The 21,164-nt window shown below is 40.4% G+C and carries 20 protein-coding genes and 1 other annotated feature (1 of these 21 running past the window's edge); of the genes, 6 read left to right on the top strand and 14 right to left on the bottom strand.

The annotated features are described in order from the left end of the window. Window positions 1-111 precede the first annotated feature (111 nt). The 4 genes from JIN86_RS13600 to JIN86_RS13585 form a co-directional block, all read right to left on the bottom strand. On the bottom strand, window positions 112-261 hold the full coding sequence (locus tag JIN86_RS13600; protein ID WP_004230023.1) for a hypothetical protein: 150 nt from the start codon (window positions 259-261) through the stop codon (window positions 112-114). 162 nt (window positions 262-423) lie between these two features. Then, window positions 424-918, bottom strand: coding sequence for a DinB family protein (locus tag JIN86_RS13595; RefSeq protein ID WP_004230026.1), 495 nt, complete (start codon window positions 916-918; stop codon window positions 424-426). A 57-nt stretch (window positions 919-975) separates the two neighbouring features. Then, window positions 976-1,938 carry a tyrosine recombinase XerC gene (locus tag JIN86_RS13590; RefSeq protein WP_202342168.1) on the bottom strand — a complete coding sequence of 321 codons (963 nt, stop codon included), beginning with the start codon at window positions 1,936-1,938 and terminating at the stop codon, window positions 976-978. 311 nt (window positions 1,939-2,249) lie between these two features. Next, on the bottom strand, window positions 2,250-2,663 hold the full coding sequence (locus JIN86_RS13585) for a hypothetical protein (protein WP_004230028.1): 414 nt from the start codon (window positions 2,661-2,663) through the stop codon (window positions 2,250-2,252). A gap of 76 nt (window positions 2,664-2,739) precedes the next feature. Between JIN86_RS13585 and JIN86_RS13580 the strand changes: the two genes are divergently transcribed. The 3 genes from JIN86_RS13580 to JIN86_RS13570 all read left to right on the top strand — a co-directional run bounded on the left by JIN86_RS13580 (window position 2,740) and on the right by JIN86_RS13570 (window position 6,065). Further along, window positions 2,740-4,230: a circularly permuted type 2 ATP-grasp protein gene (locus JIN86_RS13580; RefSeq protein ID WP_202342167.1), complete on the top strand. Its 1,491-nt coding sequence runs from the start codon at window positions 2,740-2,742 to the stop codon at window positions 4,228-4,230. Continuing rightward, a complete protein-coding gene (locus tag JIN86_RS13575) occupies window positions 4,184-5,149 on the top strand; it encodes an alpha-E domain-containing protein (protein ID WP_009371340.1) in 966 nt (321 codons plus the stop codon). Before JIN86_RS13580 ends, JIN86_RS13575 begins: the two co-directional genes overlap by 47 nt. Before the next feature lie 61 nt (window positions 5,150-5,210). Continuing rightward, entirely contained in the window at window positions 5,211-6,065 is an 855-nt protein-coding gene (locus JIN86_RS13570; RefSeq protein WP_048392841.1) for a transglutaminase family protein, read from the top strand. A 43-nt stretch (window positions 6,066-6,108) separates the two neighbouring features. On the opposite strand, the gene JIN86_RS13565 is transcribed toward JIN86_RS13570, so the two are convergent. Further along, window positions 6,109-6,984, bottom strand: a complete 876-nt coding sequence (locus tag JIN86_RS13565; RefSeq protein ID WP_202342166.1) for a tyrosine-type recombinase/integrase — start codon at window positions 6,982-6,984, stop codon at window positions 6,109-6,111. A gap of 367 nt (window positions 6,985-7,351) precedes the next feature. On the opposite strand from JIN86_RS13565, the gene JIN86_RS13560 reads away from it, so the two are divergent. Further along, the gene (locus tag JIN86_RS13560; protein ID WP_004230036.1) at window positions 7,352-8,146 is read left to right on the top strand and encodes an enoyl-CoA hydratase/isomerase family protein; all 795 of its coding nucleotides are present in this window, start codon (window positions 7,352-7,354) and stop codon (window positions 8,144-8,146) included. A 46-nt stretch (window positions 8,147-8,192) separates the two neighbouring features. Here the strand turns inward: JIN86_RS13560 and JIN86_RS13555 are convergent, their stop codons facing one another. Next, window positions 8,193-9,008, bottom strand: a complete 816-nt coding sequence (locus JIN86_RS13555; RefSeq protein ID WP_202342165.1) for an ATP-binding protein — start codon at window positions 9,006-9,008, stop codon at window positions 8,193-8,195. 14 nt (window positions 9,009-9,022) lie between these two features. Then, a complete protein-coding gene (locus JIN86_RS13550) occupies window positions 9,023-9,904 on the bottom strand; it encodes an aminoglycoside 6-adenylyltransferase (RefSeq protein ID WP_202342164.1) in 882 nt (293 codons plus the stop codon). A 232-nt stretch (window positions 9,905-10,136) separates the two neighbouring features. Here JIN86_RS13550 and JIN86_RS13545 point away from each other — a divergent pair, with 232 nt between their 5' ends. Continuing rightward, window positions 10,137-11,312 carry an aminotransferase class I/II-fold pyridoxal phosphate-dependent enzyme gene (locus JIN86_RS13545; protein ID WP_202342163.1) on the top strand — a complete coding sequence of 392 codons (1,176 nt, stop codon included), beginning with the start codon at window positions 10,137-10,139 and terminating at the stop codon, window positions 11,310-11,312. A 56-nt stretch (window positions 11,313-11,368) separates the two neighbouring features. Here the strand turns inward: JIN86_RS13545 and JIN86_RS13540 are convergent, their stop codons facing one another. From JIN86_RS13540 to JIN86_RS13530, 3 genes are all read right to left on the bottom strand, one after another. Then, window positions 11,369-11,734 carry a cupin domain-containing protein gene (locus tag JIN86_RS13540; protein ID WP_004230043.1) on the bottom strand — a complete coding sequence of 122 codons (366 nt, stop codon included), beginning with the start codon at window positions 11,732-11,734 and terminating at the stop codon, window positions 11,369-11,371. A 101-nt stretch (window positions 11,735-11,835) separates the two neighbouring features. Then, window positions 11,836-13,035 (bottom strand): AI-2E family transporter, encoded by a 1,200-nt coding sequence (locus JIN86_RS13535; protein WP_004230045.1) that lies wholly within the window; start codon window positions 13,033-13,035, stop codon window positions 11,836-11,838. A 64-nt stretch (window positions 13,036-13,099) separates the two neighbouring features. After that, window positions 13,100-14,050: an LCP family protein gene (locus JIN86_RS13530; RefSeq protein ID WP_004230047.1), complete on the bottom strand. Its 951-nt coding sequence runs from the start codon at window positions 14,048-14,050 to the stop codon at window positions 13,100-13,102. A gap of 173 nt (window positions 14,051-14,223) precedes the next feature. On the opposite strand from JIN86_RS13530, the gene msrA reads away from it, so the two are divergent. Continuing rightward, a complete protein-coding gene (gene msrA, locus JIN86_RS13525; RefSeq protein ID WP_004230048.1) occupies window positions 14,224-14,745 on the top strand; it encodes a peptide-methionine (S)-S-oxide reductase MsrA in 522 nt (173 codons plus the stop codon). Window positions 14,746-14,806: 61 nt separating this feature from the next. On the opposite strand, the gene recQ is transcribed toward msrA, so the two are convergent. From recQ to argS, 4 genes are all read right to left on the bottom strand, one after another. Then, window positions 14,807-16,579 (bottom strand): DNA helicase RecQ, encoded by a 1,773-nt coding sequence (gene recQ, locus JIN86_RS13520; RefSeq protein WP_202342162.1) that lies wholly within the window; start codon window positions 16,577-16,579, stop codon window positions 14,807-14,809. Window positions 16,580-16,586: 7 nt separating this feature from the next. Continuing rightward, window positions 16,587-17,735 (bottom strand): TcaA NTF2-like domain-containing protein, encoded by a 1,149-nt coding sequence (locus JIN86_RS13515; protein WP_004230050.1) that lies wholly within the window; start codon window positions 17,733-17,735, stop codon window positions 16,587-16,589. A 209-nt stretch (window positions 17,736-17,944) separates the two neighbouring features. Beyond that, window positions 17,945-19,120 carry an MFS transporter gene (locus JIN86_RS13510; RefSeq protein WP_202342161.1) on the bottom strand — a complete coding sequence of 392 codons (1,176 nt, stop codon included), beginning with the start codon at window positions 19,118-19,120 and terminating at the stop codon, window positions 17,945-17,947. A gap of 130 nt (window positions 19,121-19,250) precedes the next feature. Then, window positions 19,251-20,924, bottom strand: coding sequence for an arginine--tRNA ligase (gene argS / locus JIN86_RS13505; protein WP_202342160.1), 1,674 nt, complete (start codon window positions 20,922-20,924; stop codon window positions 19,251-19,253). A gap of 44 nt (window positions 20,925-20,968) precedes the next feature. Further along, window positions 20,969-21,164: a binding site (T-box leader), on the bottom strand; it runs 24 nt beyond the window's last position.

Genomic DNA, 21,164 nt, shown 5'->3' with positions numbered 1-21,164 from the left:
ATGAATTATCTGAAATTTCTTGCTGAAATCACGAAAGCCCAGACCATTTTATTTAGTATGGCTGGGCTTTTCATAAAATATTCACGGCGGCTTCCGTCATAATCACTCCTTTTAAATTCCTAATTGTTTTGCTTGCATATTGTAAGCCGAAAGTTGTTGCTGTGATAATTGTAATACATAGTAACGGAAAGAAATTGGCTCCAATCCATAGCGCTCACACATTTCACAATAAAATTCATAACCATCACGATACTTTGACATTTAAATTTCCTCCTCTAACGAAAACTGTTTTATAACAGTTGTTATTATTTTTATTTAATATATAACAGATTATGTAGCACGTCAAGTGATTATAACAGAAAAATTGAATAACAATAAAAGGAATTTAGCTCCTCTCCTGTAGCCAAATTCCTTTCATGCATGTTACTCTCTAATGATTTCTTGTAATTGCTTGATATGACGTTGCTCGTGCATATAGACCATTTCAATCCATTGGTCGAGTGGTAATTCTCCTAAGGCTGGGTGCTTCACAGCGCGCTTAGCTAATGCTTCAGGTTCCTCGATTGTTTGCAAAAAGGCGAGGAGGTTCTTTCTTGTTGTAGCTAGTAAATCCAGCATCGCTTGAACAGTGAAAGGCTCTTCTGCTGGCTCTACAATAGGTGGTGCTTGGAACTTTCTTGTTCGATCTAAGATGAGCTGAACATTTTTTCGAGCGGGTGTTGACTGTTCCTCTGCCTTTAATCCCCATGTAATGGCTTTCTTTGTTGCTTCCTCTACTAATACGAGATGATGACAGATTTGTGCCACACTCCAGCTTTGTGCATCTGGTTTTTTATTAAAGGTTGTATCGTCCAATAAGTGAATTTCCTGAAGCAGTTGTGTTCTTGTGGTATCGAGATGTTCTTTGACGTTTGACATCCTTGGCTCCCCTTTCATTAGGTCTTCTACTATATATTCGATACGGAGGGGAGAAAATCATCTTTCCCGAACAATATTAAATGGATTATTCTCTAACACATGCTGTAGCTGCTCATCTTCAATATGTGTATAAATTTGCGTGGTTGCAACGCTAGAATGCCCTAAAATGTGCTGCAAACTACGGATATCTGCCCCTGCTTTATACATCATCGTTGCGGATGTATGGCGTAGCTTGTGTGGTGTAAGTCGTTCTTTTTGAAGGCCTGACTGCTGATTAATACGTTTAACAATTTTGGCAACGGTTTGTCTTGTGAAGCGTGTTCCCTTTTGTGACACAAAAAGTGGCTCCTCACCTTCTCCTTTATAGGGTGTCTTCCCACTGTTTTCATAGTCTGCAAGTGCCTGCATACAGCTATCATTTAAATAGACGGTGCGCTCTTTGTTACCCTTCCCAATTATGGTTAAATAACGTCCTTGAATGGATGTCTTATTAAGCTGACATAGCTCGGTGACACGTATTCCTAAATTTAAAAAAAACATCATCATGCAATAATTTCTCGGGGATGCCTGATTGCTTTTAATCCCATCTATAAATTGTGTAGCTTCTTGTAGGTTCATATAAATGGGTCGTTTTCTGCCTATCTTGGGTGTCTCTAATTCATCTGCAGGATTTTCCTCGATAAGTCGACGTTTGCCTTTTAAATAGTTAAAAAAGGATTTTAATGTGGCCACTTTTCGTGCTCGGGCAGCAGCAGAATTACCTCGCTGTCCTTCGCAATATTCCATGAATAAATAAAGATCCTCTAATGTCATTTCGCGTATTTCTTCTATTGTAATAGTGCCAATATCAATGGTAGCTAAATTCTCTATATCCAAATCCTCCTGGACAGCTTTGTAGAAGCGGAAAAATAAGGTCAGGTCATATTCATATTCTTTTCTTGTGCGCTGAGACTTTCCTTTGATGGTTGTTAAATAGACAAGAAAATCCTTCATAAATTTTGGTTGTTTTGTTTTTTGCATGCTCATCACCTCTATTTGCTCTATTTTACCATGAAAAAACGTTCCCAAATATAAATTTGGGAACTTTATTGAAAAAAATGCCCTTTTTAGCATGTTAGAACAAATGTTCTGTTTGAAGTTAATAAAAAAACCCCTTTTTAAAAAGAGGGTTTTTGTTACAACTATTTTGTGACAGTTATAGGATTTTAGGCATAAAGTTCATGGTAAATGAATATTAAAATCTAGTAGACTTTATTTGCTTTGTGAGACGCTTCGAAAAAACAATAGATGGGTAACTGCCCATGTCAATTCGTCTCACAACACACATGGGATTATTTTACAAAAACTGAATAATTCCCATCCTCTTGTTTTGTTAGTGACCAGTTTGTCGATAACATTTGCTGAAGTCTTGTGACTGTTTCCTCATCACACGTTAAATGCTGGATACCTGTTTCTACTAGTTGGTAATCCTTCCCTTCTTCTAATTGAAAGCGTAGCTGCAATAAACGTTGGATGCCTGGTAATGTTACATACTTGATTCGATAATGGCCATTGTATGCATCTAAGAACTTTTGTTCCCCTTCCTGATATAGAGCCATTGTCTCGCTAAATTCATAGTTTGGCACTTGTTCTTGCCAAGCTGATACATCCCCCGAACGCAAAGCTCGTAAAATTTCCTCGTCTGATAAATGTAATTTGGATAGTTTATCTAATTCATATGCTTGCATTAAATTAATGATGGCCATGGTTGTTAGCTCCTTTTATGTATTTATTCACAGTGTAACATGTTTTCACTACTACTTGAATTCGGAGGCGATCCATATGATGAATTTATATGATTCTAGTCTGTTTTTCGATGAAATGTTTGATGGCAATAAGCCAAAGCCTCATTATCGATCTTTTCATCATAAGCTAACCTTTTTTTCGCGGGAGCAACTTGAAGAAAAATACCGTCAAGCGCAAGCAAGCTTTCTCAGACAAGGGATTACATTTACGGTATATGGTGCACAAGATGGAACAGAACGTACTATGCCTTTTGATTGTATCCCAATTATTATTCCTCAAACCAAATGGGCCATGATTGAAGCAGGTGTCAAACAGCGTGTGGAGGCACTCAACAAATTTTTACAGGATGTTTATGGACAGCAAAAGATCATTCAGGACGGTCTTATTCCGAGACAGCTTGTTGAAAATAATCCATATTTCAAACCAATCATGAGAGGACTTCAAGTACCAATTGCGAATCATATATTTTTAGCAGGGATTGATTTAATTCGGGATGAAAAAGGTGATTATCATGTACTCGAAGATAATTTACGCAATCCTTCTGGCATTTCCTATGTCTTTGAAAATCGGGATGTGATGAAGGAAGTATACCCAGAATTTTTCTCCAAGCATACGATTCGACCTCTTGATAAACAAATGGCTTATATGAAAAAAGCACTTCTTGCCCATCGCCCACCTTCCATGCAAGCAGAAAGAGAGCCTAAAGCTGTACTCCTGACAGCAGGCATGTACAATTCTGCGTATTACGATCATGTTTTTTTAGCCCAGCATTTAAACATCCAGCTCGTCGAGGGCCGTGATTTAGTAGTACATGATTTGAAGGTCTATATGAAAACCATTTATGGCCTACAGCAAATCGATATTATTTATCGGCGGATTGATGATGACTTTCTAGATCCTATTGTCTTTCGTGAGGATTCTTTATTAGGTGTTCCACATTTAATGGCTGCTTATCAAGCAGGTCATGTATCCATCTTGAATGCCGTTGGGAATGGAGTGGCAGATGATAAAGCAATGTATGCCTATGTGCCTGAGATGATTCGCTACTATTTACAGGAAGAGCCTATTCTACCGAATGTGAAAACCTATCATCTAGGAGATGACAGTCAGCGTGAATGGGTGCTAGAGCATATACACGAGCTCGTTATAAAAAACGTAGGAGCCTCTGGCGGCTATGACATGTTAATTGGTCCACATGCGAGTAAGGAAGAGATTGCTTTATTTAAGCAAAAAATTGTTGAACAGCCCTATCAATACATTGCACAACCCACAATTAAATTGTCCAGAGCACCTGCCTTCCAGAATGGGCGATTTTATCCTTGCCATGTTGATTTACGTGTCTATGTCATGAAGGGTGAGGATTGCTATGTGTTGCCTGGTGGTTTATCCAGAGTGGCACTACAAGAAGGGTCTCTTGTGGTGAATTCCTCTCAAGGGGGCGGTGCAAAGGATACGTGGATTTTAAAGGAGGAATTGCAGCATGCTAAGTCGAGTAGCCGACGCGTTGTACTGGATGGCACGTTATAGTGAACGTACACAAACAAATGCACATATATTACAGGTACAGCTGTTGAATATGTTGGAGCAATCTGGGCAAGAACATGATTATATTGATCATTGGGAGGCTGTTTTAAATATTTGTGCCTCTAAGGAGGAGTATTTAGCAAATTACACAACGATTCGTGTTAACCCTTTGATTGATTATCTTCTGTTTTCTGAGAAAAATGGCAATGCCCTTCATGCCACATTACGTGCTATTCGGGAAAATGCACGGGTTACACGTGATAGTATGCCAACGGAACTTTGGGAAATTCAAAATTCCTTTTATTTAACAAAGCAACAGTCCATACTAAAAAGAGAACGACCTATTCCACTCATTGCCCTTCAAGATTTTTTACAGGATGTGCGAAAGACTTTATGGATGGAGACAGGGCTAATTGAGGGCTCGATGGATCGCGATCTTCCCTTCTATTTTATGCAGGTTGGCAAATGGCTTGAACGAGCAGAAAAAACCATTCGGATGATCGTGATAATCGTAGAACAACAGAAGCGAACAGGTATGTCACTATTAGAGGATGATGGTACCTTTTTATTGGACCTTTCCGCAGCAAGAGAATCTTTCATGCGGAAGCATCGACAGACCAATTTACTAACGGTCATTCGCTATTTAGTCCAAGATGCGCATTTCCCATGTTCTGTGATGTTCTGTGTAAAGAAAATAGAAGAAGCCATAACGGCTATTGAACATGATTCTTTATCCTCACGATTTTTAACGCTTCAGTCGGATATTAGTAGCCTTGTTCTTGCAATCGATCATATTGATTTTTGGCAAATGACTATTGAGGAAACCCTAAAAATGATGGAGGAAAGATTGTCTCAATGTATGGCTTTTAGTGATGCCTTTTCGACAATCTATCATTTATATGAACCCAGCGTACAACCTTGAAAGGAATTCACCACAGCTCCCTTTCAACAGGCAAGTCAGTAAGCAGAAGGAAGCGGACACGATGAAATTTGAAATTCAGCATACAAATATTTTTCAATATGAGTCTGAAGTCGATCAAAGCTTGAATACTATTCGTTTAAAGCCGCGTAGCGATGAGCGTCAGCGATTGTTATCTTATCGAATTGCCATTACGCCATCCTCCCTAACCCGTGAGCATACGGATATTTGGGGCAATACAGTTGGTTCTTTTTATATACCAGAGCAACATCAGATACTAGAAATTCATACATCTTCAATTGTTAGTATTCAGCGTGCACCATTTATTCATCGTATTCAATATTCGCCCGAAATGCAGACCATCTTTCACTCACAGCTATTCTATGAGCATTATTTACCGTATTTAAAAGCAACACATTTTACATTTATGACAGAGCAGCAGCTAGAGGAAGTTTATCATGCGATCGGTCATGCTGAAAATCCTGTGCTCTTTTCGCTTAATTTAATGCAGTATTTATATTCTAGCTTTGAGTATGACCCGACAGCGACCAATGTAACTACAATAGCAAGTGAGGCATTTGCATTAAAACGGGGTGTTTGTCAGGATTTCACCCATGTCATGCTTGCTGTTTTACGGGCGAAAGGAATACCAGCTCGCTATGTCAGTGGCTATCTATATGTCGATGAAAACTCAGCCCTCATCGGAGATATCGCTACACATGCCTGGGTAGAAGTCATGATTCCAGGTATTGGCTGGATCGGTCTTGATCCCACAAATAATGTGGAAGTATTAGAAAACCATATTATTTTATGTATTGGACGCGATTATAGTGACATTAGCCCGGTGGAAGGGGTATATACAGGAGGCAAGCATGATTTAACAGTCAAAGTAAATGTCAAAGCATTGAATCATTTATAAAAGGCGTGCAGTAATGGTGATAAATCGCGATTACTGCACGCTTTTATTCTAGGCGCTGCTGTCTTTCTGTTAGCACCCATTTCCGTACATAGCCCATTTCTTGTTGAATGTGCTCCAGCGTTTTTTCCTGTTGAAACGCCCGTTGCATCACAGTATAACGCAAGTCAGTGGCTCTTACATTCTTCCCTATATCTTGTGACATCGTTTGAAAAATGCGTTCAACTGTTTTCGTAGTAATCGGCTTCGCTAAACTTGCCTCGCTTACCCAAACCCATTCCCCTACCTCTTGCTCATGTAAATTGGTCGTCTCTTTTTTATACTGTGTGACTATGTCCATAAGGATCGGTGAACACTTTATTTCTCGTCGTCCATTTCGATTGGCAATAAAAAGAGTCGCTTTTTCTTCATTAAAGTGAGTCCATTTCATACGAACGAGCTCGGCAGGCTTACAACCTGTTTCCATCAACACTTGAACGATACAGCCATTGCGTCTTGCCAGCCATGCATGCTCCTTTGTTTTAGCATATTGGAAATAGGTGGGCCATACGTTTGCAATTTGCATGATCTGCTTGTTAGTAAGGGCTTGCAGTGCCTCTTTTTGTCTTTTTTTCGGCTGTAAAATTTGCTGATAATCAAAAGGCTCCACCCATTCTCGTAAAAAAATAAAGTCTACAAAGCCTCGCAATGTCGCTATTTTATGGTTAAAAGTGTTGCTATTACTGTAGGTTTCCTTTAAATAGTCGCAGTAGAGCTGTAATAAATTTTTCAATTGATGATCTACATACAAGTAGTTTTGCTTATGGGCGAAAGTTAAAAATTGCTGCCCGTCCATATTGTATTGTTTTTTTGTGGCAGGACTTTTTTTCAATGATTGCAGCAGTAATACATAGCTATTCCATGCTTCCTTGAGTGTAACCATATCGTCCCTCCTTGTTTACTTTGCGTGTGTTATTTGTATTTTACTATATTTTGGGTGCGTAGGTTCAATTTCATTTTATCATATTGTAATGTCGGATAATCTGTATTTCTATAACAGGAACCCGCTTCTACCATTCAAATGCCCTTTACGTAATGAAGAAACATATGTTCCTAAAGTAGTTTCTCATAATTTTTGCTTTCTTACAATAGTAAATTCCGCTCCCCTGTTGTAGTACAATAATTGCTTACTATTCCCTACATTCTTGTATAACAATGCAATTTTATGTGAAAATTCGTATCATTTCGTGTTTATGGTTAATTGTGTTATATAATAAAGATAGACACTAACATGTAGGAGGCTTTCCGATATGCAAGTAAAAACGACTCGACTGGAAGCAGAAGATGCGAAAATTATTTATCAAGAAACAGCTGGACTAGCGATTATTACGATTCATCGACCACAAGCAAAAAATGCATTAACCGCAAACATGTGGGATCAATTAGCCAAGATTGCCCTACAAGTATTAGATAATCCGAAAAATAAAGTACTAATTTTACGAGGCTCTGGCCAAAACTTTACAGCGGGCTCTGATATTAAAGAGTTCAATGCCATTTCTCTTGAACAAGCTGAAGAAGCCTTTGTACATATGGAAAAAACCATTTCTACCATTGAGCGCCTACCGATTCCAACGATTGGCGTTATCAATGGGCCTGCGATGGGCGCTGGCTTGGAATTAGCCTTAGCCTGCGATATCCGCATTGGCTCTGAAAAGGCCAAGCTCGGCATTCCTGTCGGTAAATTAGGAATTACCTTAAATAACAAATTTGCACAGCGTTTAGTCCAGCTCGTTGGTCCTGCCACAACCAAGGATTTAGTCTTTACAGGACGAATGTTTAAAGCAGAGGAAGCCTTCAAGCTTGGAATGCTTAACTACCTAGTAGCTGAAAAAGATTTAAATAAATACATGATTCGAATGGGTAAGCTGGTTGCAGGAATGTCGCCTGAATCCTTACTTGCCGTGAAGCAATCTGTTCAAGAATGTCTCGATAGTGTGCCGACCTTATGGCAAGGCTCTTCGCCATTTGTAGGCAGTGATTTCGCAGAGGGTTGTCGTGCCTTTGTGGAAAAACGCCAGCCACAGTTCACGCGCCAGCCTAAATAAAAAATAGGTACTCTTAACGCCAACGTGCGAGCGGAGTACCTGTTTTTTATGCTTTTTTCTTTTGCAAAGCCGTTTTTACATGTACATGAATAGCATCTAATTCATAGCCAAAATGTAGATAAAAATCTTGCTGCACAGCTTGTTGTAATTCTATTAAACGCGCTGCTAATGGATAATCAATCGGCAACTTCACCTGTATAGTGAGGATAGCTTGAACCTGATCCCCTAGCACAAATTGTGCTTGTTCAACCTTTTGTACAATTGCCTGTTGGCTACAGCAGTATGTCAGTAGCTGTACATAAACAGGTTTGCTGATTTCTACATATTCACGCTGAAAATCAGGACGTACAATCGTCGTTTCCCCGATTTTTTCTCGTTTCGAAGAAAAAATCTCCATGCCCTTTTGCACCAATCGTTTAAAGAAATTTTGCTCCACTTGTCTATATGGAATCGGCATAACATGCTTGCCCTGTGTTTGACGGATAAAGCGTGCTTTTTGAATTTCTTTTAATGAACGGACATCTTCTACATTATAATAGTGTTCAATCGGACCCAGCTCTAGCTGCTTGGCAATACTATTCGTCATTTTAGTCGATGTGCCTATCAGTAAAATAGATTGTACCTGATGATGAGCTAGCGCCTTTTGGACAGCCTCACGATGAACTGGATCTGTAAAAATGGCACGTCGTACAGCAGTAATTGTATTCTTTTCGAATTTAGCAGAAAGACCTGCCACTCTGACGCCATTCACAATGAGTAATCCATCATCAACAATGGCCTCCACCCCTAATTTATGGGCAAAGGCCAGCGCACTTGTACTTTTGCCTGTGCCGCTTGGTCCACTTAATGAATAAACCTTCAATGCCCTCTTCCCCCTTACAATATCGTTTTCGCATCTGGTGGTAATGTACGTACATGCTTCAAATAGGCTGACATACGAGCATCATCCTCGTGAGGGTACGCGAACTGAAAGTGATGGGCTACCTCCTTTGCGATACTTCGAAAGAGTGTGCATGCCGCAAACAGGGCATTCCACATGTTAGCATAGTCTGCGTCAGCGTAGGTTTTTACGTACAATGCCCAATAATTAGCTGGCACATAGTTTTTTAAATACTTTCCCATTTTGCCCGTAGATAATTGAAAATGATGATGCTGACCAATCCACCAATTGAGCATTTGATGTAAGGACTGCCTTGTCGTTTCCTCAAACATTTGCTTGGCATATGGGAGCTCGTCTCGCCAAATGCCCTTGGCTACATTTTGTAAGCACCACCAAAAATCATTGGTACAGCTGGCAAATTGCCCCACAGTCGGCGGGCTAATATGATCGTCACAATCTGAAGATGGAGAGATAGGTGGCAAAAGCTGATCCTTATCGAGTAAAGGGACTGTCAGCTTGTCTTGTCCATATTCATCCAGCATAGCTTGTGTCGATAATAGGCGAAGGTCAATGCGATGTCCATCCTTTAATAACATTAAATATGTATAGCTATAAGAAAAGTCTTTGTCCAAGCCAAGCCCCTTATCCAGTAGATCAGGCTCCTGCACCATCAGCCGCTCACCAAATACGTGAATCCATTTGTCATCTTGTAAAAAAGAGGCTATGTCTGTTACGACATACACAACATCAAAATCCTGAAACATATCCCTTGGACCATTCGGATTTGCTCTTGAGCCATTTAGGTAAACAGCACGAATTCTAGTGTCCTGTTGTGCAGTGGCTAGGATTAAATCATACATTTCTTGCTCTGTTCTCATAAGACTCACCTCACCTGAAAAGCTTTATACTCAGTATATTACACTTTCCTCTTTGAAGGAATTTATAGTAGCTTCTCCCAATGGTAGAAATTCTTTTTTCGCTAGTCTATGCACACATCCTCTTCATTATATAAATATTTTCTTTTTTCAGAATATCTGTCCCTTTCTGCGCTTCAGTATGATAAAATGTGAACTACTATTCTGTTATACAACTACAAGGAGTGTACTAGTTTTGAAAATCGTACCATCTAAAAAAATGTCATCATTTACACCAGCAATTTTCGGAGATTTGAAAAATTTTGCTCGCGAGCAGCAAGCAAAGGGCATGACTTTAATTGACTTAAGCTTAGGCAGCCCTGATCTTCCTCCACATGCCAAAATACGTGAGCATCTTTCCTATCGTGCAGGTTTAGCCGAATCTTATGGCTATACACTGACTGGCACACAGCGTTTTTATGACGCAGTAAGTCGCTACTATAAGCGTCGTAGTAATGTTGATTTAGATCCCGCAACAGAAATTATTCAAACAATGGGGTCGCAAGAAGGCTTAGTCCATTTGCCAATCGCCTTTTGTGATCCAGGAGACATCGTCTTATCCACAAACCCAGCTTATGTAGCGTATGACGCAGGGATTCACTTAGCTGGCGCAACACCTTATTACATGCCTCAAACAGCCGACAACGATTATTTACCTGATTTAGACGCTGTACCAGAAGAAATTGCACAGAAAGCAAAGCTATTGATTTTAAACTTACCAGGAAATCCTGTACCAGCAATGCCGTCATTAGCGTACTTTGAAAAAGTCATTGCCTTTGCTAAAAAGTATAATATCATCGTCCTCCATGATGCAGCCTATTCAGAGTTCTATTTTACGGGAGATGGTCCTATTAGCTTCCTAGCTGCTCCTGGAGCAAAAGAAGTCGGTATGGAAATTAACTCCCTCTCTAAAAGCTTTAGCCTTGCTGGAACACGTATTGCCTATATCGCAGGAAATGCAGAAATGATCGCGGTTATTAAGCAATTAAAATCAAATTTAGATTTCGGTATTTTCGAGCCAATTCAGGATGCGGCTGTCGTAGCATTGGATAACGCTGAGGAAATTACGGAAAGCTTACGTGCCACTTTCTCAGAGCGCCATAAAACGCTGATGAATGGCTTACAAGCTTTAGGCTGGGAAGCAGCACCCTCTGATGGTGGAATGTTCGTATGGGCTAAATATCCCTATGCTATCGATTGTACAGAATTAGCCTTTCAATTGATTGAACAAGTAGGTGTTGTCACAGTTCCAGGAACCGTATTTGGTACAGCTGGACAAGGCTATTTACGTTTAGCATTAGTCCAACCAAAGGAACTTCTGCAAGAAGCAGTGGATCGCTTAGCACAAGTACAATTATTAGCAAAGCAATAATTAGTCAATGTAAAAACCCTTCTAACGTTTTGTTGGAAGGGCTTTTTCTATGGAGGTTAAATCCACACATCGTTTTCAGCTGTAAGCTCTGATTGCTCCTCACCTGTATTCACGACACCCGTCGGCTCTACAAGCAGAATTTTACACTCCGAAGCTGCAAAGGGTTTATGTTCCACATTGCGAGGAACAACAAACATCTCTCCTGCACACAAGCTTACCTGACCATCTCGAAATTCAATAATTAATTGCCCCTCAAGGACGATAAATACCTCATCCGTATCCTCATGCTTATGCCAAACAAAATCCCCCTGAACTTTGACGAGTTTGAATTGATAATTATTCATTTCAGCAATGACCTTTGGAGACCAATGCTCTTGAAATTTAGCCAGTTTCTCTTGAAAATTAATCGGTATGTATGCCATTTCCTTTTCCCCCTTGTTTTGACTCTACTACTAGAATAGCATAATGCTATTTTCCACAGCAAAAACCAGCTACTGCGTTGCTAGCAGTAGCTGGTCGTTTATTAGATATCATATTTTTGATGAACGTCATCTTCGTAGCGATTATAGCGCTGCTTAAAGAGCTTGAATAAATGCGTGACAAGTACCTTAAAGATTGCATAGCCTGGAATCCCTAAAATAACGCCTGGGACTCCAAATAACGAGCCTGCCGTTAATAGTACAAAGATAATCGTAATCGGGTGAATACTGAGTGATTTCCCCATAATTTGCGGAGAAATGAACTTTCCTTCGATTAGCTGAACGATTGTCCATACAATCGCTAGCTTAATCAGCATCAATGGGGATGTAACAAGAGCGATAATGACTGCTGGTGTGATCGCAATAACGGGTCCTAAATAAGGCACCACACTTGTAATCATGGCAAGGAAGCCGAGCAATAAAGCATACTTCATGCCAATAATTAAGAAGCCAATCGTTACCATTGCCCCAATACACATGGATACTAAAATCTGTCCCTGTATGTACGAACTAATTTGCTTGTCCATGTCATGGAAAATGTCAGTTACCTCTTTACGCATACGTGGTGGGCACACTTTCAGCATAAATTTCGGTAATTTTTCGCCCTCTTTTAGTAAATAAAACAAAATGAATGGCACCGTTACAAGTGAAAGCAAAATACCTGTTAACGTTGATAGGAAGCCGGTAATACCAGATGCCACACCCTGTGCTACATTGGTCGCCATATCCTTCACTGTTTTTACCATATCCGTTGTGAAGTTATTCAAAACTTCATCAAAATTAAAACTAATTTTATCTAAGTACTCATTGAAACGTGAATGATTTAGGAATTCTACAATGTTTTGCGTAAAGGCCATGAAGTACTCTGGGAATTCCTGTGCTAAATTCGTGAACTGATCGCGTAAAAACGGATAGACTAGCACCACAAGTAACGTAATGACACCAATGACCGCAATATAGAGGATTAAAATACCCCATATTCTTGGTATGCGCCATCGTACTAGAATCGCCAGCAATGGGCGTAATAAATAGTAACCAATGACGGCTAGTACCCCTGGTAAAATGACTACTTCAAATAAAACTTGTAGCGGGGTAAAGATAAAGGAAACTTGATTAAACATAAAAATAACACATGCCACCAGTAATAAAATTACCAGTGTAAATAATAGGTTTCTACCACCTAAAAAACGAATAAACTTGGTTGCTAACAGGCTTGAACGCTCTTTTGGTCTCTCTTTTTCCATATATCCACCCCTATCCAAATGCTCTACCTTTATATTACAGGATAATGCTGGTTTTTGCGAAACATCACTCTAGTGAAATACCTAAAAAATCACTTAAAAAGGCTTTGTTTTGCTCCACATCGATGACAATAGAATCGCCCGCATGGCTAAAGTTTTGGAATTGATAGCTCCCCTCGATAGGGATGGTTGCTTTCTCAATGTTTACCTTGCCCTTTGATAGCAATTTAAGCACTTGCTGCATTTCCTCAGTAGATGAATAATCTGTTGTGATATAGCCCTGTGCCGCACCAACAAATTTTGGTAAATGCAACATATTCGTAGGTGTTAATAACTCCGTTTTTAATGCTTCAATCACTTTTTGCTGACGTGCAACACGCCCAAAATCTCCTTCTGCATCATGACGGAAACGCGCATAACCTAGTAGCTCCTGTCCATTTAAACGATGAACACCTTGCTTTAACTCTACCCCAATATTTTCAGACATGTCCTTTTCAACATCCATTTCCACACCATTTGGGGCTAAAATATCCACTAAGGATTCAAAGTTTTTAAAATCAATCAGTGCATAATGATGAATTGGTAGGCCAAACATATTTGTCAATGTATCCTTTAATAGCTGAACACCATCTAGGTAGTAAGCTGTATTAAGCTTATAGGATTGATAGCCTGGAATATCCGCGTAAATATCACGCATAAAGGATACGAGTTTAATGTCGTTGTTTGCTTTATTCCAGGATAATACCATCATTGTATCGGTCCGTGATTTTTCCTCTCCACGTGTATCGATCCCTAAAATCAAGTAGTTTTCGATATCCCCTTTGATGCTATCACCCGTAAATTCTTCCTGTGCAACTTTGGTATCGTTGGCTAGCTCAAGTCCGCTACGATATTGCATGACCGAATAGCCGACAATCACAATGATACACAATAGTAATAGTGTAAAAAATGCTCTCCCTTTACGTAATCGACGCTTTTTAGGACGTTGGGAGCGTCTTGTATAATCTTGCTCTTCCATAACAACTAACTCCTCTATTTTGATATAGTTAATGTAACGATTGATTAGCTAGAAAGTTTCATTATAAAAAGGATCTATTCCATGTTTTTCTATCTAAACGTTATTTTACACCCATTTGCACGTTTAGCGTCAAACAATGCTATAATATTTTCACAAAAGAAAGGATGATTCAAATGATAGAAAAAGCGACATTTGCTGGCGGCTGTTTTTGGTGTATGGTCAAGCCATTCGTCGAGTGGGACGGTATACATAAAGTCACTTCAGGCTATATGGGTGGCCACTTAGAAAACCCAACCTATGAAGATGTCAAAAAAGGAACGTCAGGTCATTTAGAAGTAGTCGAAATCGAATTCGACCCTGCTATTTTTAGTTATGAGCAGCTCCTTGATATTTATTGGATGCAAATTGATCCGACGGATGCGTATGGACAGTTCCATGACCGTGGTGAATCCTATACTACCGCAATCTTTACCTATACAGATGAGCAAAAGCAAATCGCAGAGGCCTCGAAAGAAAAGCTTGCCAATAGTGGACGCTTTGATAAACCTATTGTAACCAAAATTCGAGATGCTGAACGCTTTTACCCAGCAGAGGATTATCACCAGGATTATTATAAAAAAGAGACTGAACACTATCAGCAAGACCGTGCTGTTTCTGGGCGTGATACGTTCATTGCAAAGCATTGGGAAAAATAATAAAAAAGAGGTGTCCCACAAGCTGGAGACACCTCTCTTTTTTACAATCGCAACAAATTTATTAAATAGAGGCTTCTAAAAACGATTGTAGTGCGTCAAAGAAGCGTTGACCATACTTCTCAAATTTCACTTCCCCTATACCACTCACCTGTCGTAAATCCTCCAATACAGTTGGTCTCTTATCACATAAATCACGTAACGTTTTATCGGAAAATACAACAAATGGTGGTACCTTTTCCTCATCGGCAATCTCTTTGCGTAATACCCGTAAGTGTTCAAATAATGGATCATTATCCACTAGCTTCTTCACTGTGACAGCTTCCTTGCGCATGACCTGTCGATTGCCAAGTAGCACTTCCTTGCCTTCAGCTGATACATAAATTGTAGGAAATGTACCATGCTTCACGGCCAGCAAGCCCTCTGCAATTAAAAATTCGATAAAGTTAGAGACATCCTTTGAGGCATATTGTCCTTTTAAAATGCCATAGGTCGATAAACGGGCAAAGCCAAATTCAGCTATCTTTTGATTTTTAGAGCCAATTAACACCTGCGCCACCACGGTCTTACCGAATTTTTGACCCATACGCACAACACAGGCCAGCACCTTTTGCGCATCTTCTGTCACATCTGTCACTGCTCGCCCATCAATACAGTTACTACAACGCCCACATGGCTCGTCCTCTACTTCTCCAAAATACGCTAAAATCGCATTCTGTAAGCAGCCCTCAGTATGGCAATAATCGACCATTGTTTGGAGTTTAGCTAGCTCCTGTGTAATACGAGCCTCATCCTGTGACTGTTCGATAAGAAAACGCTGTGTTTGAACGTCCCCTGAAGCATACAATAAAATACAAGCACTTGGCAGGCCATCTCGGCCAGCACGACCCGCTTCCTGGTAATAGCTCTCCATATTACGAGGCATTTGATAATGCAACACAAAGCGCACATTACTTTTATCAATACCCATACCAAAAGCATTCGTTGCCACCATGATACGTGCCTCATCTTTTAAAAACCGCTCCTGTTCAGCCATTCGCAAGTTCTCTGATAGACCTGCATGATATTTCGCAACGTCTTCACCAGAGCGACTCAGCACATCATAAATGGCATCCACAGCTTTTCGAGTAGCTGCATAAATGATGCCCACTTCCTGTTTATTTTGTTGTACATAATTTTTTACATAACGTTCTTTATTTTCACCAATTAACACCGAAAGTGCCAAATTCTCACGTGAAAAGCCTGTCATGACCGTTGCCTGCTCATCAATCGCTAACAATTGACGAATATCATCACAAACTGTTGGAGTAGCAGTGGCTGTCAGCGCTAAAACAGTGGGTTTTTGTGGCCATAGCGTAAAAAGTTTGTGGATCGAACGATAGCTTGGTCTAAAATCATGCCCCCATTGCGATATACAATGAGCCTCGTCAATCGCAAGTAATGGGACAGATAAATACGACAATGCTTGAAGAAACGTAGTACTTTCCAGTCGTTCAGGTGCAATATAGAGGAGCTTTAAATAACCCGCACTAGCAAGCTGCATGGTTTCATCCACTTCCTGTGCAGTCAGCGTACTATTGATATAGGCTGCTGGAATATTTGCTGTACGTAAAGCCTCCACCTGATCTTGCATCAGTGAAATCAGTGGCGAAATCACGATGGTTAACCCCTCAAGCATTAACGCTGGAATTTGATAGCAAATGGATTTCCCTCCACCTGTTGGCATGACACAAAGGCTTGACTGCCCCCGCAATGTTTGTTCAATAATTTGGGCTTGTCCTTGGCGAAAGGTATCATAGCCAAAATGATGCTGTAGCATTTGTCTAGCTTGCTCCATGCAAAATTCACTCCTTGTTTGTGAGACCAAGTAGCTTGTACTCGCCCTGTTCATTTTTTTCTAACTCATACAACATGTTGGAGTAGGCAAGTGCCTCCTGTCCAGCAGCATTCGTCAGGATATATTCCGTTTTAGCCTGGACGATAAGACGCTGTCCTTCTACCCGAATTGCCTGAATATCCGTGTCTGAGAAATGAATTTTGGCTTGCTTGGAAGCATAATAGGCAACCATACTAGCCAAGGTTTCTTGTATGGCCTCTGTCCCGACAATCGGTTTCATAACATTTGCATCCTGGGTTGTCACAGCCCCCTTTAAATGCTTGTGAAACGTATCTAAAAATAGCTTAATTTCATCGGTATTATACGCAAATATATTTTCTCCATATTGTTCGACTGCTTGCTGTACAGCTTCTTTATCCCCTTGTTCAATATAGGGGTATAAGTTTTTCGATTGGGAAAGTCGTACACTGGCTGTCATGCCCTCCTCAATCCATTCATCGATGGATGCTTGGAATTCCTTTATAGGCAATATGTATGGCTGTGACTGTCCTTGCTGTTGTCGATTAAAATATAATCCGACTATGGCTCCGTTTTCAGCCTCCATGACAGGGCTTCCTAGAGGGATCGATTGTTCCGCTTTTATATAATAGGCCGCTACTCTATCTTGGTATTTTTGAATCGTATAGGGTAAGCCATTCACATAAACAGCCAGCTGATTTAGCTCTCCTTCATATAAATTAGGCACTTGCACTTCCGCTTGATAGGTTACTCGTAGCAGGGCCATATTATAGGCTGTTGACATGACATGAATAGTTGCTGCTACCAGCTTGTCCTGACCAAATTGAACGAGGGCAGTTGGTTTGGATGCCACTAGTGCGCCATTCGTTAAAATATACAGTTGATCATCCTGTTGCCTGATAATAATGCCTGCTCCAACACCATGCTCTCCAATCACTTTGACCTCTGGGACAATTTTTTCCTGTTGCTTCGTCACAGCTCCCTCTGTTTCCACCTCTGCCTTTTTATTTTGAAACCATCCTGTCCCTATTTGACTGTCACAGCCTGCGACAAGAAAAGCTGTCGCTCCTAAAATGAGCACTTTTTTATACATACCTTCACCAAAACTTTCTATTCTACATTCTCTCTTCTCTATCATAATCAAGGACTCGTAATGTTTCAAGTTTACATAATATTATTATAAGTTAAATAATATTAGAAAAATGCAGCAACTACCTTAAAGTCATTTCTTTCTACCCATTAATATTGACGGAAGCCAAAATTTGCTGTGAGGATGGAAGGATATCATACCCTCAAAATAATTTTCACAAAAAAAGACATGTGCAACCTGACACATGTCTCTTACAATCATTTTTTCCTTAATAGTCCTGTCGTTACTAGAATGCCGAGCATTAATAATACAAAGATCAGATACGTCCATGTATGGTTGCCTGTTAGGTCATAGCAAACGCCTATTAGAATGGGGATAATGGCACTTACCATAAAGCCACCTGCCAGCACCATAGATGACCAACTAGTGGCCTCCTGATCATTTTTGGCTTCATCAAGAGGCAACAATAGTCCGATTGGAAATAGCCCACTTAGCACAATACCAATTAATAAAACAGCCAGCCATAGGTAAATACCCGCTGTCAGCCAGAGTAGCATAAAACCAATCACGCCAACAAAGCTAAACACTAGTAGCCAGGCCATTCGACTTTGCCATTTTTCCATGAGAATTGGGACCGCCATATTTCCTATCATTTGTACAATAGACATAATTGTTAGCATGGCACTGGATGCCTCTAATGACAGGCCTTTATCCTGCAACAGCGGCGTAAGCCATGACATAATTGAGAAAAAGAGTGATGTTTGCAAACCAAAGTACAGTAAAATTACCCAGGCACGTCTAGATGTCCACGGATTACGGACTTCTTCTGACGTAGTTACTTGTTGGAGTTGCTCGTTGTGTTCGGATGGAATGGCCGCTAGCCAGATAACGAGAGCAATTATAGCAAGGATTGACCACATACCAAGGGCGATTGTCCAACTTTTACTGAAACTCTGATAAAAAGTCACGGTTAAGGCTGCACTTAAAGTAGCCCCTACGCCTATACCGAATGAATAGATACCGACTACTGTCGTAAAGCGTTCTGGAAACTTTTTCTTAATATATGCATTTAGAATAGGACCAATCATTGCAATCGCTAAGCCTGCCGCAAAGCTTGTCACGATGAGCAAAAGATAACTTGCTTGGAAAAAGCGTAGCCCATTCGCGACGACAAGAATCGCCACTAAAAGGGTGATAGCTGATTTCGTGCCCATTTTTCGCTGAAGCGGGACAGCCAAAGGTGCGAATAATCCCATACAAAAAACGGGGATAGCAGTGAGAAAGCTCATGCTTGTATTCGAGACTTGTAAGGATGTCATGAGGACATTAAAAAGCGGTCCTATTCCCGTGACAGCTGGTCTCATATTAAGAGCGACAAAAAATATACTAATGACCACGAAGGTGAGTGATACGGTCCAATGTTTTTTAGCCATTTGTTTGATCCTCTCTATTATTACACAGCCTTCATTTATGAAAAGCTTGCATGGATTCCTCTATCCTTTTATCATGTTTTCGATGGTTGGTCAATGATTGGACAGTTTACCTTTACATGGCTAATGCTAATTACATATTTTCAGGTGATTCAATACCTAGTAAGGCTAATGACTCTTTTAAAACAATCGCAACACTCTGACATAGAGCAAGACGGGAAGCTTGCTGTTCGTCATCTGCTAATATTTTGTACTGTGCATAATATTTATTAAATAAACGTGCCAGTTGTAAGGCATATTTCGCTATTTGGGACGGATCAGCCTGCTCAAAAGCCATAGCTACCGTTTTAGGAAACTGTTCTAGTAATAAAATAATCGGCCAAGCCTGCTCTCCTAAAGATTTGAATAGTATATCTTGAGTCGGAGCTTTCGCTTTATCTAAAATAGAGCAAATACGTGCATATGTATATTGTACGTATGGCCCTGTTTCGCCTTCAAAATTCATCATTTGCTCAATTGAAAATTCAATATCGTTGAGACGATAGGATTTTACATCATTAAAAATTACCGCTCCAACCCCCACTTGCTTTGCGACTTGCTCTTTATTAGGCAGAGAAGGATTTTTCTGCCCCATATTACGCTGTGCTGTCGTTATAGCTTCTGCTAGTACATCAGCTAATAGCACCACTTTGCCTTTACGCGTCGACATTTTTTTACCATCCTTCAGCATCATGCCAAATGACACATGTTGCAAATTCTTTGCCCAAGGATAGCCCATTTTTTCGATGACCTGAAAAAGTTGTTTAAAGTGGAGGGACTGCTCATTGCCAACAACGTAGAACATCTTTTGGGGCTGGTAGTGCTGTTGGCGATACAGGGCAGCTGCTAAATCACGCGTCGCATAAAGCGTGGCCCCATCCGTTTTCTTTATTAAACATGGAGGCATCTCCTCCATCTCCACAACATACGCACCTTCTGATGCCACGAGGAGTCCTTTTTCTTTTAATTCTGTTACAACGGACGGCATTTTGTCATTGTAAAAGGCTTCACCTGTAAAGGCATCAAAATGAATTCCTAATAGCTCATATATTGTTTGAAATTCTACGAATGACACATCTCGGAACCATTGCCATAATGCCTGTGCCTCTTCATTACCGTCCTCCAATGCTTTAAAGGCGGCACGAGCCTGTTCATTGAGCGTTGGGTCTTGCTCTGCCTCTTCATGAAACTTCACATAAATCTTTAATAACTCCTCTATCGGTGACGCTGAAATGGCCTGTTTATCACCCCAAAGCTGATAAGCAACAATAAGCTTGCCAAACTGTGTACCCCAGTCCCCTAAATGATTAATACGAATGGCTTGATAGCCATTTTTTTCTGCAATATTTGCTAAGGCATTGCCGATGACCGTTGAACGTAAATGTCCCATTGAGAAAGGCTTGGCGATATTAGGAGAGGAAAAATCCAAGACGACCGTTCCCATCTTTGTTGGAGTAGTACCATATTGTTGCTTGTCGCGCAGAATCTTGCGTAACACCTGTTGGGTCACCTTTTGTTGATCGAGAAAAATATTGACATAGCCACCAACAGCTTGCACACGCTCGATGCTGTCATGATTTATTTGACTTGCAATATGTGCTGCAATATTTTGCGGTGATTTTTTCCACACTTTTGCTAGAGTAAAGCATGGAAAGGCTACGTCCCCAAGCTCCAAACTTTTGGGTTTTTCTAATAATGACACTATTTCCTCTCCTATTATTTGTTGCTTTAATGCGTCTGCTATACTGTCGGCGATTAGTTGATTCATTTTACTCCTCCTCCTGTTCAAATAAAAAAGCCCTCGCCTCTATAATTAGAGACGAGAGCATGATAATCCCGTGGTACCACTCTAGTTGTCATGTAACATGACCACTTTCCGTTGTTAACGAGGTGACGCCCCGCTATTCTCTACTACTTGTTCGAGAACCTTCTCCAAAGTGCGCTTCATTCATGGTTCCTGCATTAGGCTCCCACCATCCCTAACTCGCTTGCCAGTCATCCCATCAAT

Source organism: Lysinibacillus sp. HST-98, from assembly GCF_016757845.1.
GTDB classification, from domain to species: Bacteria; Bacillota; Bacilli; order Bacillales_A; family Planococcaceae; genus Lysinibacillus; species Lysinibacillus capsici.
The sequence above is the reverse complement of the archived record's forward strand: the minus strand, read 5'-3'. Positions and strand labels throughout refer to the sequence as shown.

Bases quoted from the DNA above. Each gene is read 5' to 3' on its own strand.
- JIN86_RS13600 (WP_004230023.1), bottom strand. From the start codon at position 261: ATGTCAAAGTATCGTGATGGTTATGAATTTTATTGTGAAATGTGTGAG.
- JIN86_RS13595 (WP_004230026.1), bottom strand. From the start codon at position 918: ATGTCAAACGTCAAAGAACATCTCGATACCACAAGAACACAACTGCTT.
- JIN86_RS13590 (WP_202342168.1), bottom strand. From the start codon at position 1,938: ATGCAAAAAACAAAACAACCAAAATTTATGAAGGATTTTCTTGTCTAT.
- JIN86_RS13585 (WP_004230028.1), bottom strand. From the start codon at position 2,663: ATGGCCATCATTAATTTAATGCAAGCATATGAATTAGATAAACTATCC.
- JIN86_RS13580 (WP_202342167.1), top strand. From the start codon at position 2,740: ATGATGAATTTATATGATTCTAGTCTGTTTTTCGATGAAATGTTTGAT.
- JIN86_RS13575 (WP_009371340.1), top strand. From the start codon at position 4,184: ATGCTAAGTCGAGTAGCCGACGCGTTGTACTGGATGGCACGTTATAGT.
- JIN86_RS13570 (WP_048392841.1), top strand. From the start codon at position 5,211: ATGAAATTTGAAATTCAGCATACAAATATTTTTCAATATGAGTCTGAA.
- JIN86_RS13565 (WP_202342166.1), bottom strand. From the start codon at position 6,984: ATGGTTACACTCAAGGAAGCATGGAATAGCTATGTATTACTGCTGCAA.
- JIN86_RS13560 (WP_004230036.1), top strand. From the start codon at position 7,352: ATGCAAGTAAAAACGACTCGACTGGAAGCAGAAGATGCGAAAATTATT.
- JIN86_RS13550 (WP_202342164.1), bottom strand. From the start codon at position 9,904: ATGAGAACAGAGCAAGAAATGTATGATTTAATCCTAGCCACTGCACAA.
- JIN86_RS13540 (WP_004230043.1), bottom strand. From the start codon at position 11,734: ATGGCATACATACCGATTAATTTTCAAGAGAAACTGGCTAAATTTCAA.
- JIN86_RS13535 (WP_004230045.1), bottom strand. From the start codon at position 13,035: ATGGAAAAAGAGAGACCAAAAGAGCGTTCAAGCCTGTTAGCAACCAAG.
- JIN86_RS13530 (WP_004230047.1), bottom strand. From the start codon at position 14,050: ATGGAAGAGCAAGATTATACAAGACGCTCCCAACGTCCTAAAAAGCGT.
- msrA (WP_004230048.1), top strand. From the start codon at position 14,224: ATGATAGAAAAAGCGACATTTGCTGGCGGCTGTTTTTGGTGTATGGTC.
- recQ (WP_202342162.1), bottom strand. From the start codon at position 16,579: ATGGAGCAAGCTAGACAAATGCTACAGCATCATTTTGGCTATGATACC.
- JIN86_RS13515 (WP_004230050.1), bottom strand. From the start codon at position 17,735: ATGATAGAGAAGAGAGAATGTAGAATAGAAAGTTTTGGTGAAGGTATG.
- JIN86_RS13510 (WP_202342161.1), bottom strand. From the start codon at position 19,120: ATGGCTAAAAAACATTGGACCGTATCACTCACCTTCGTGGTCATTAGT.
- argS (WP_202342160.1), bottom strand. From the start codon at position 20,924: ATGAATCAACTAATCGCCGACAGTATAGCAGACGCATTAAAGCAACAA.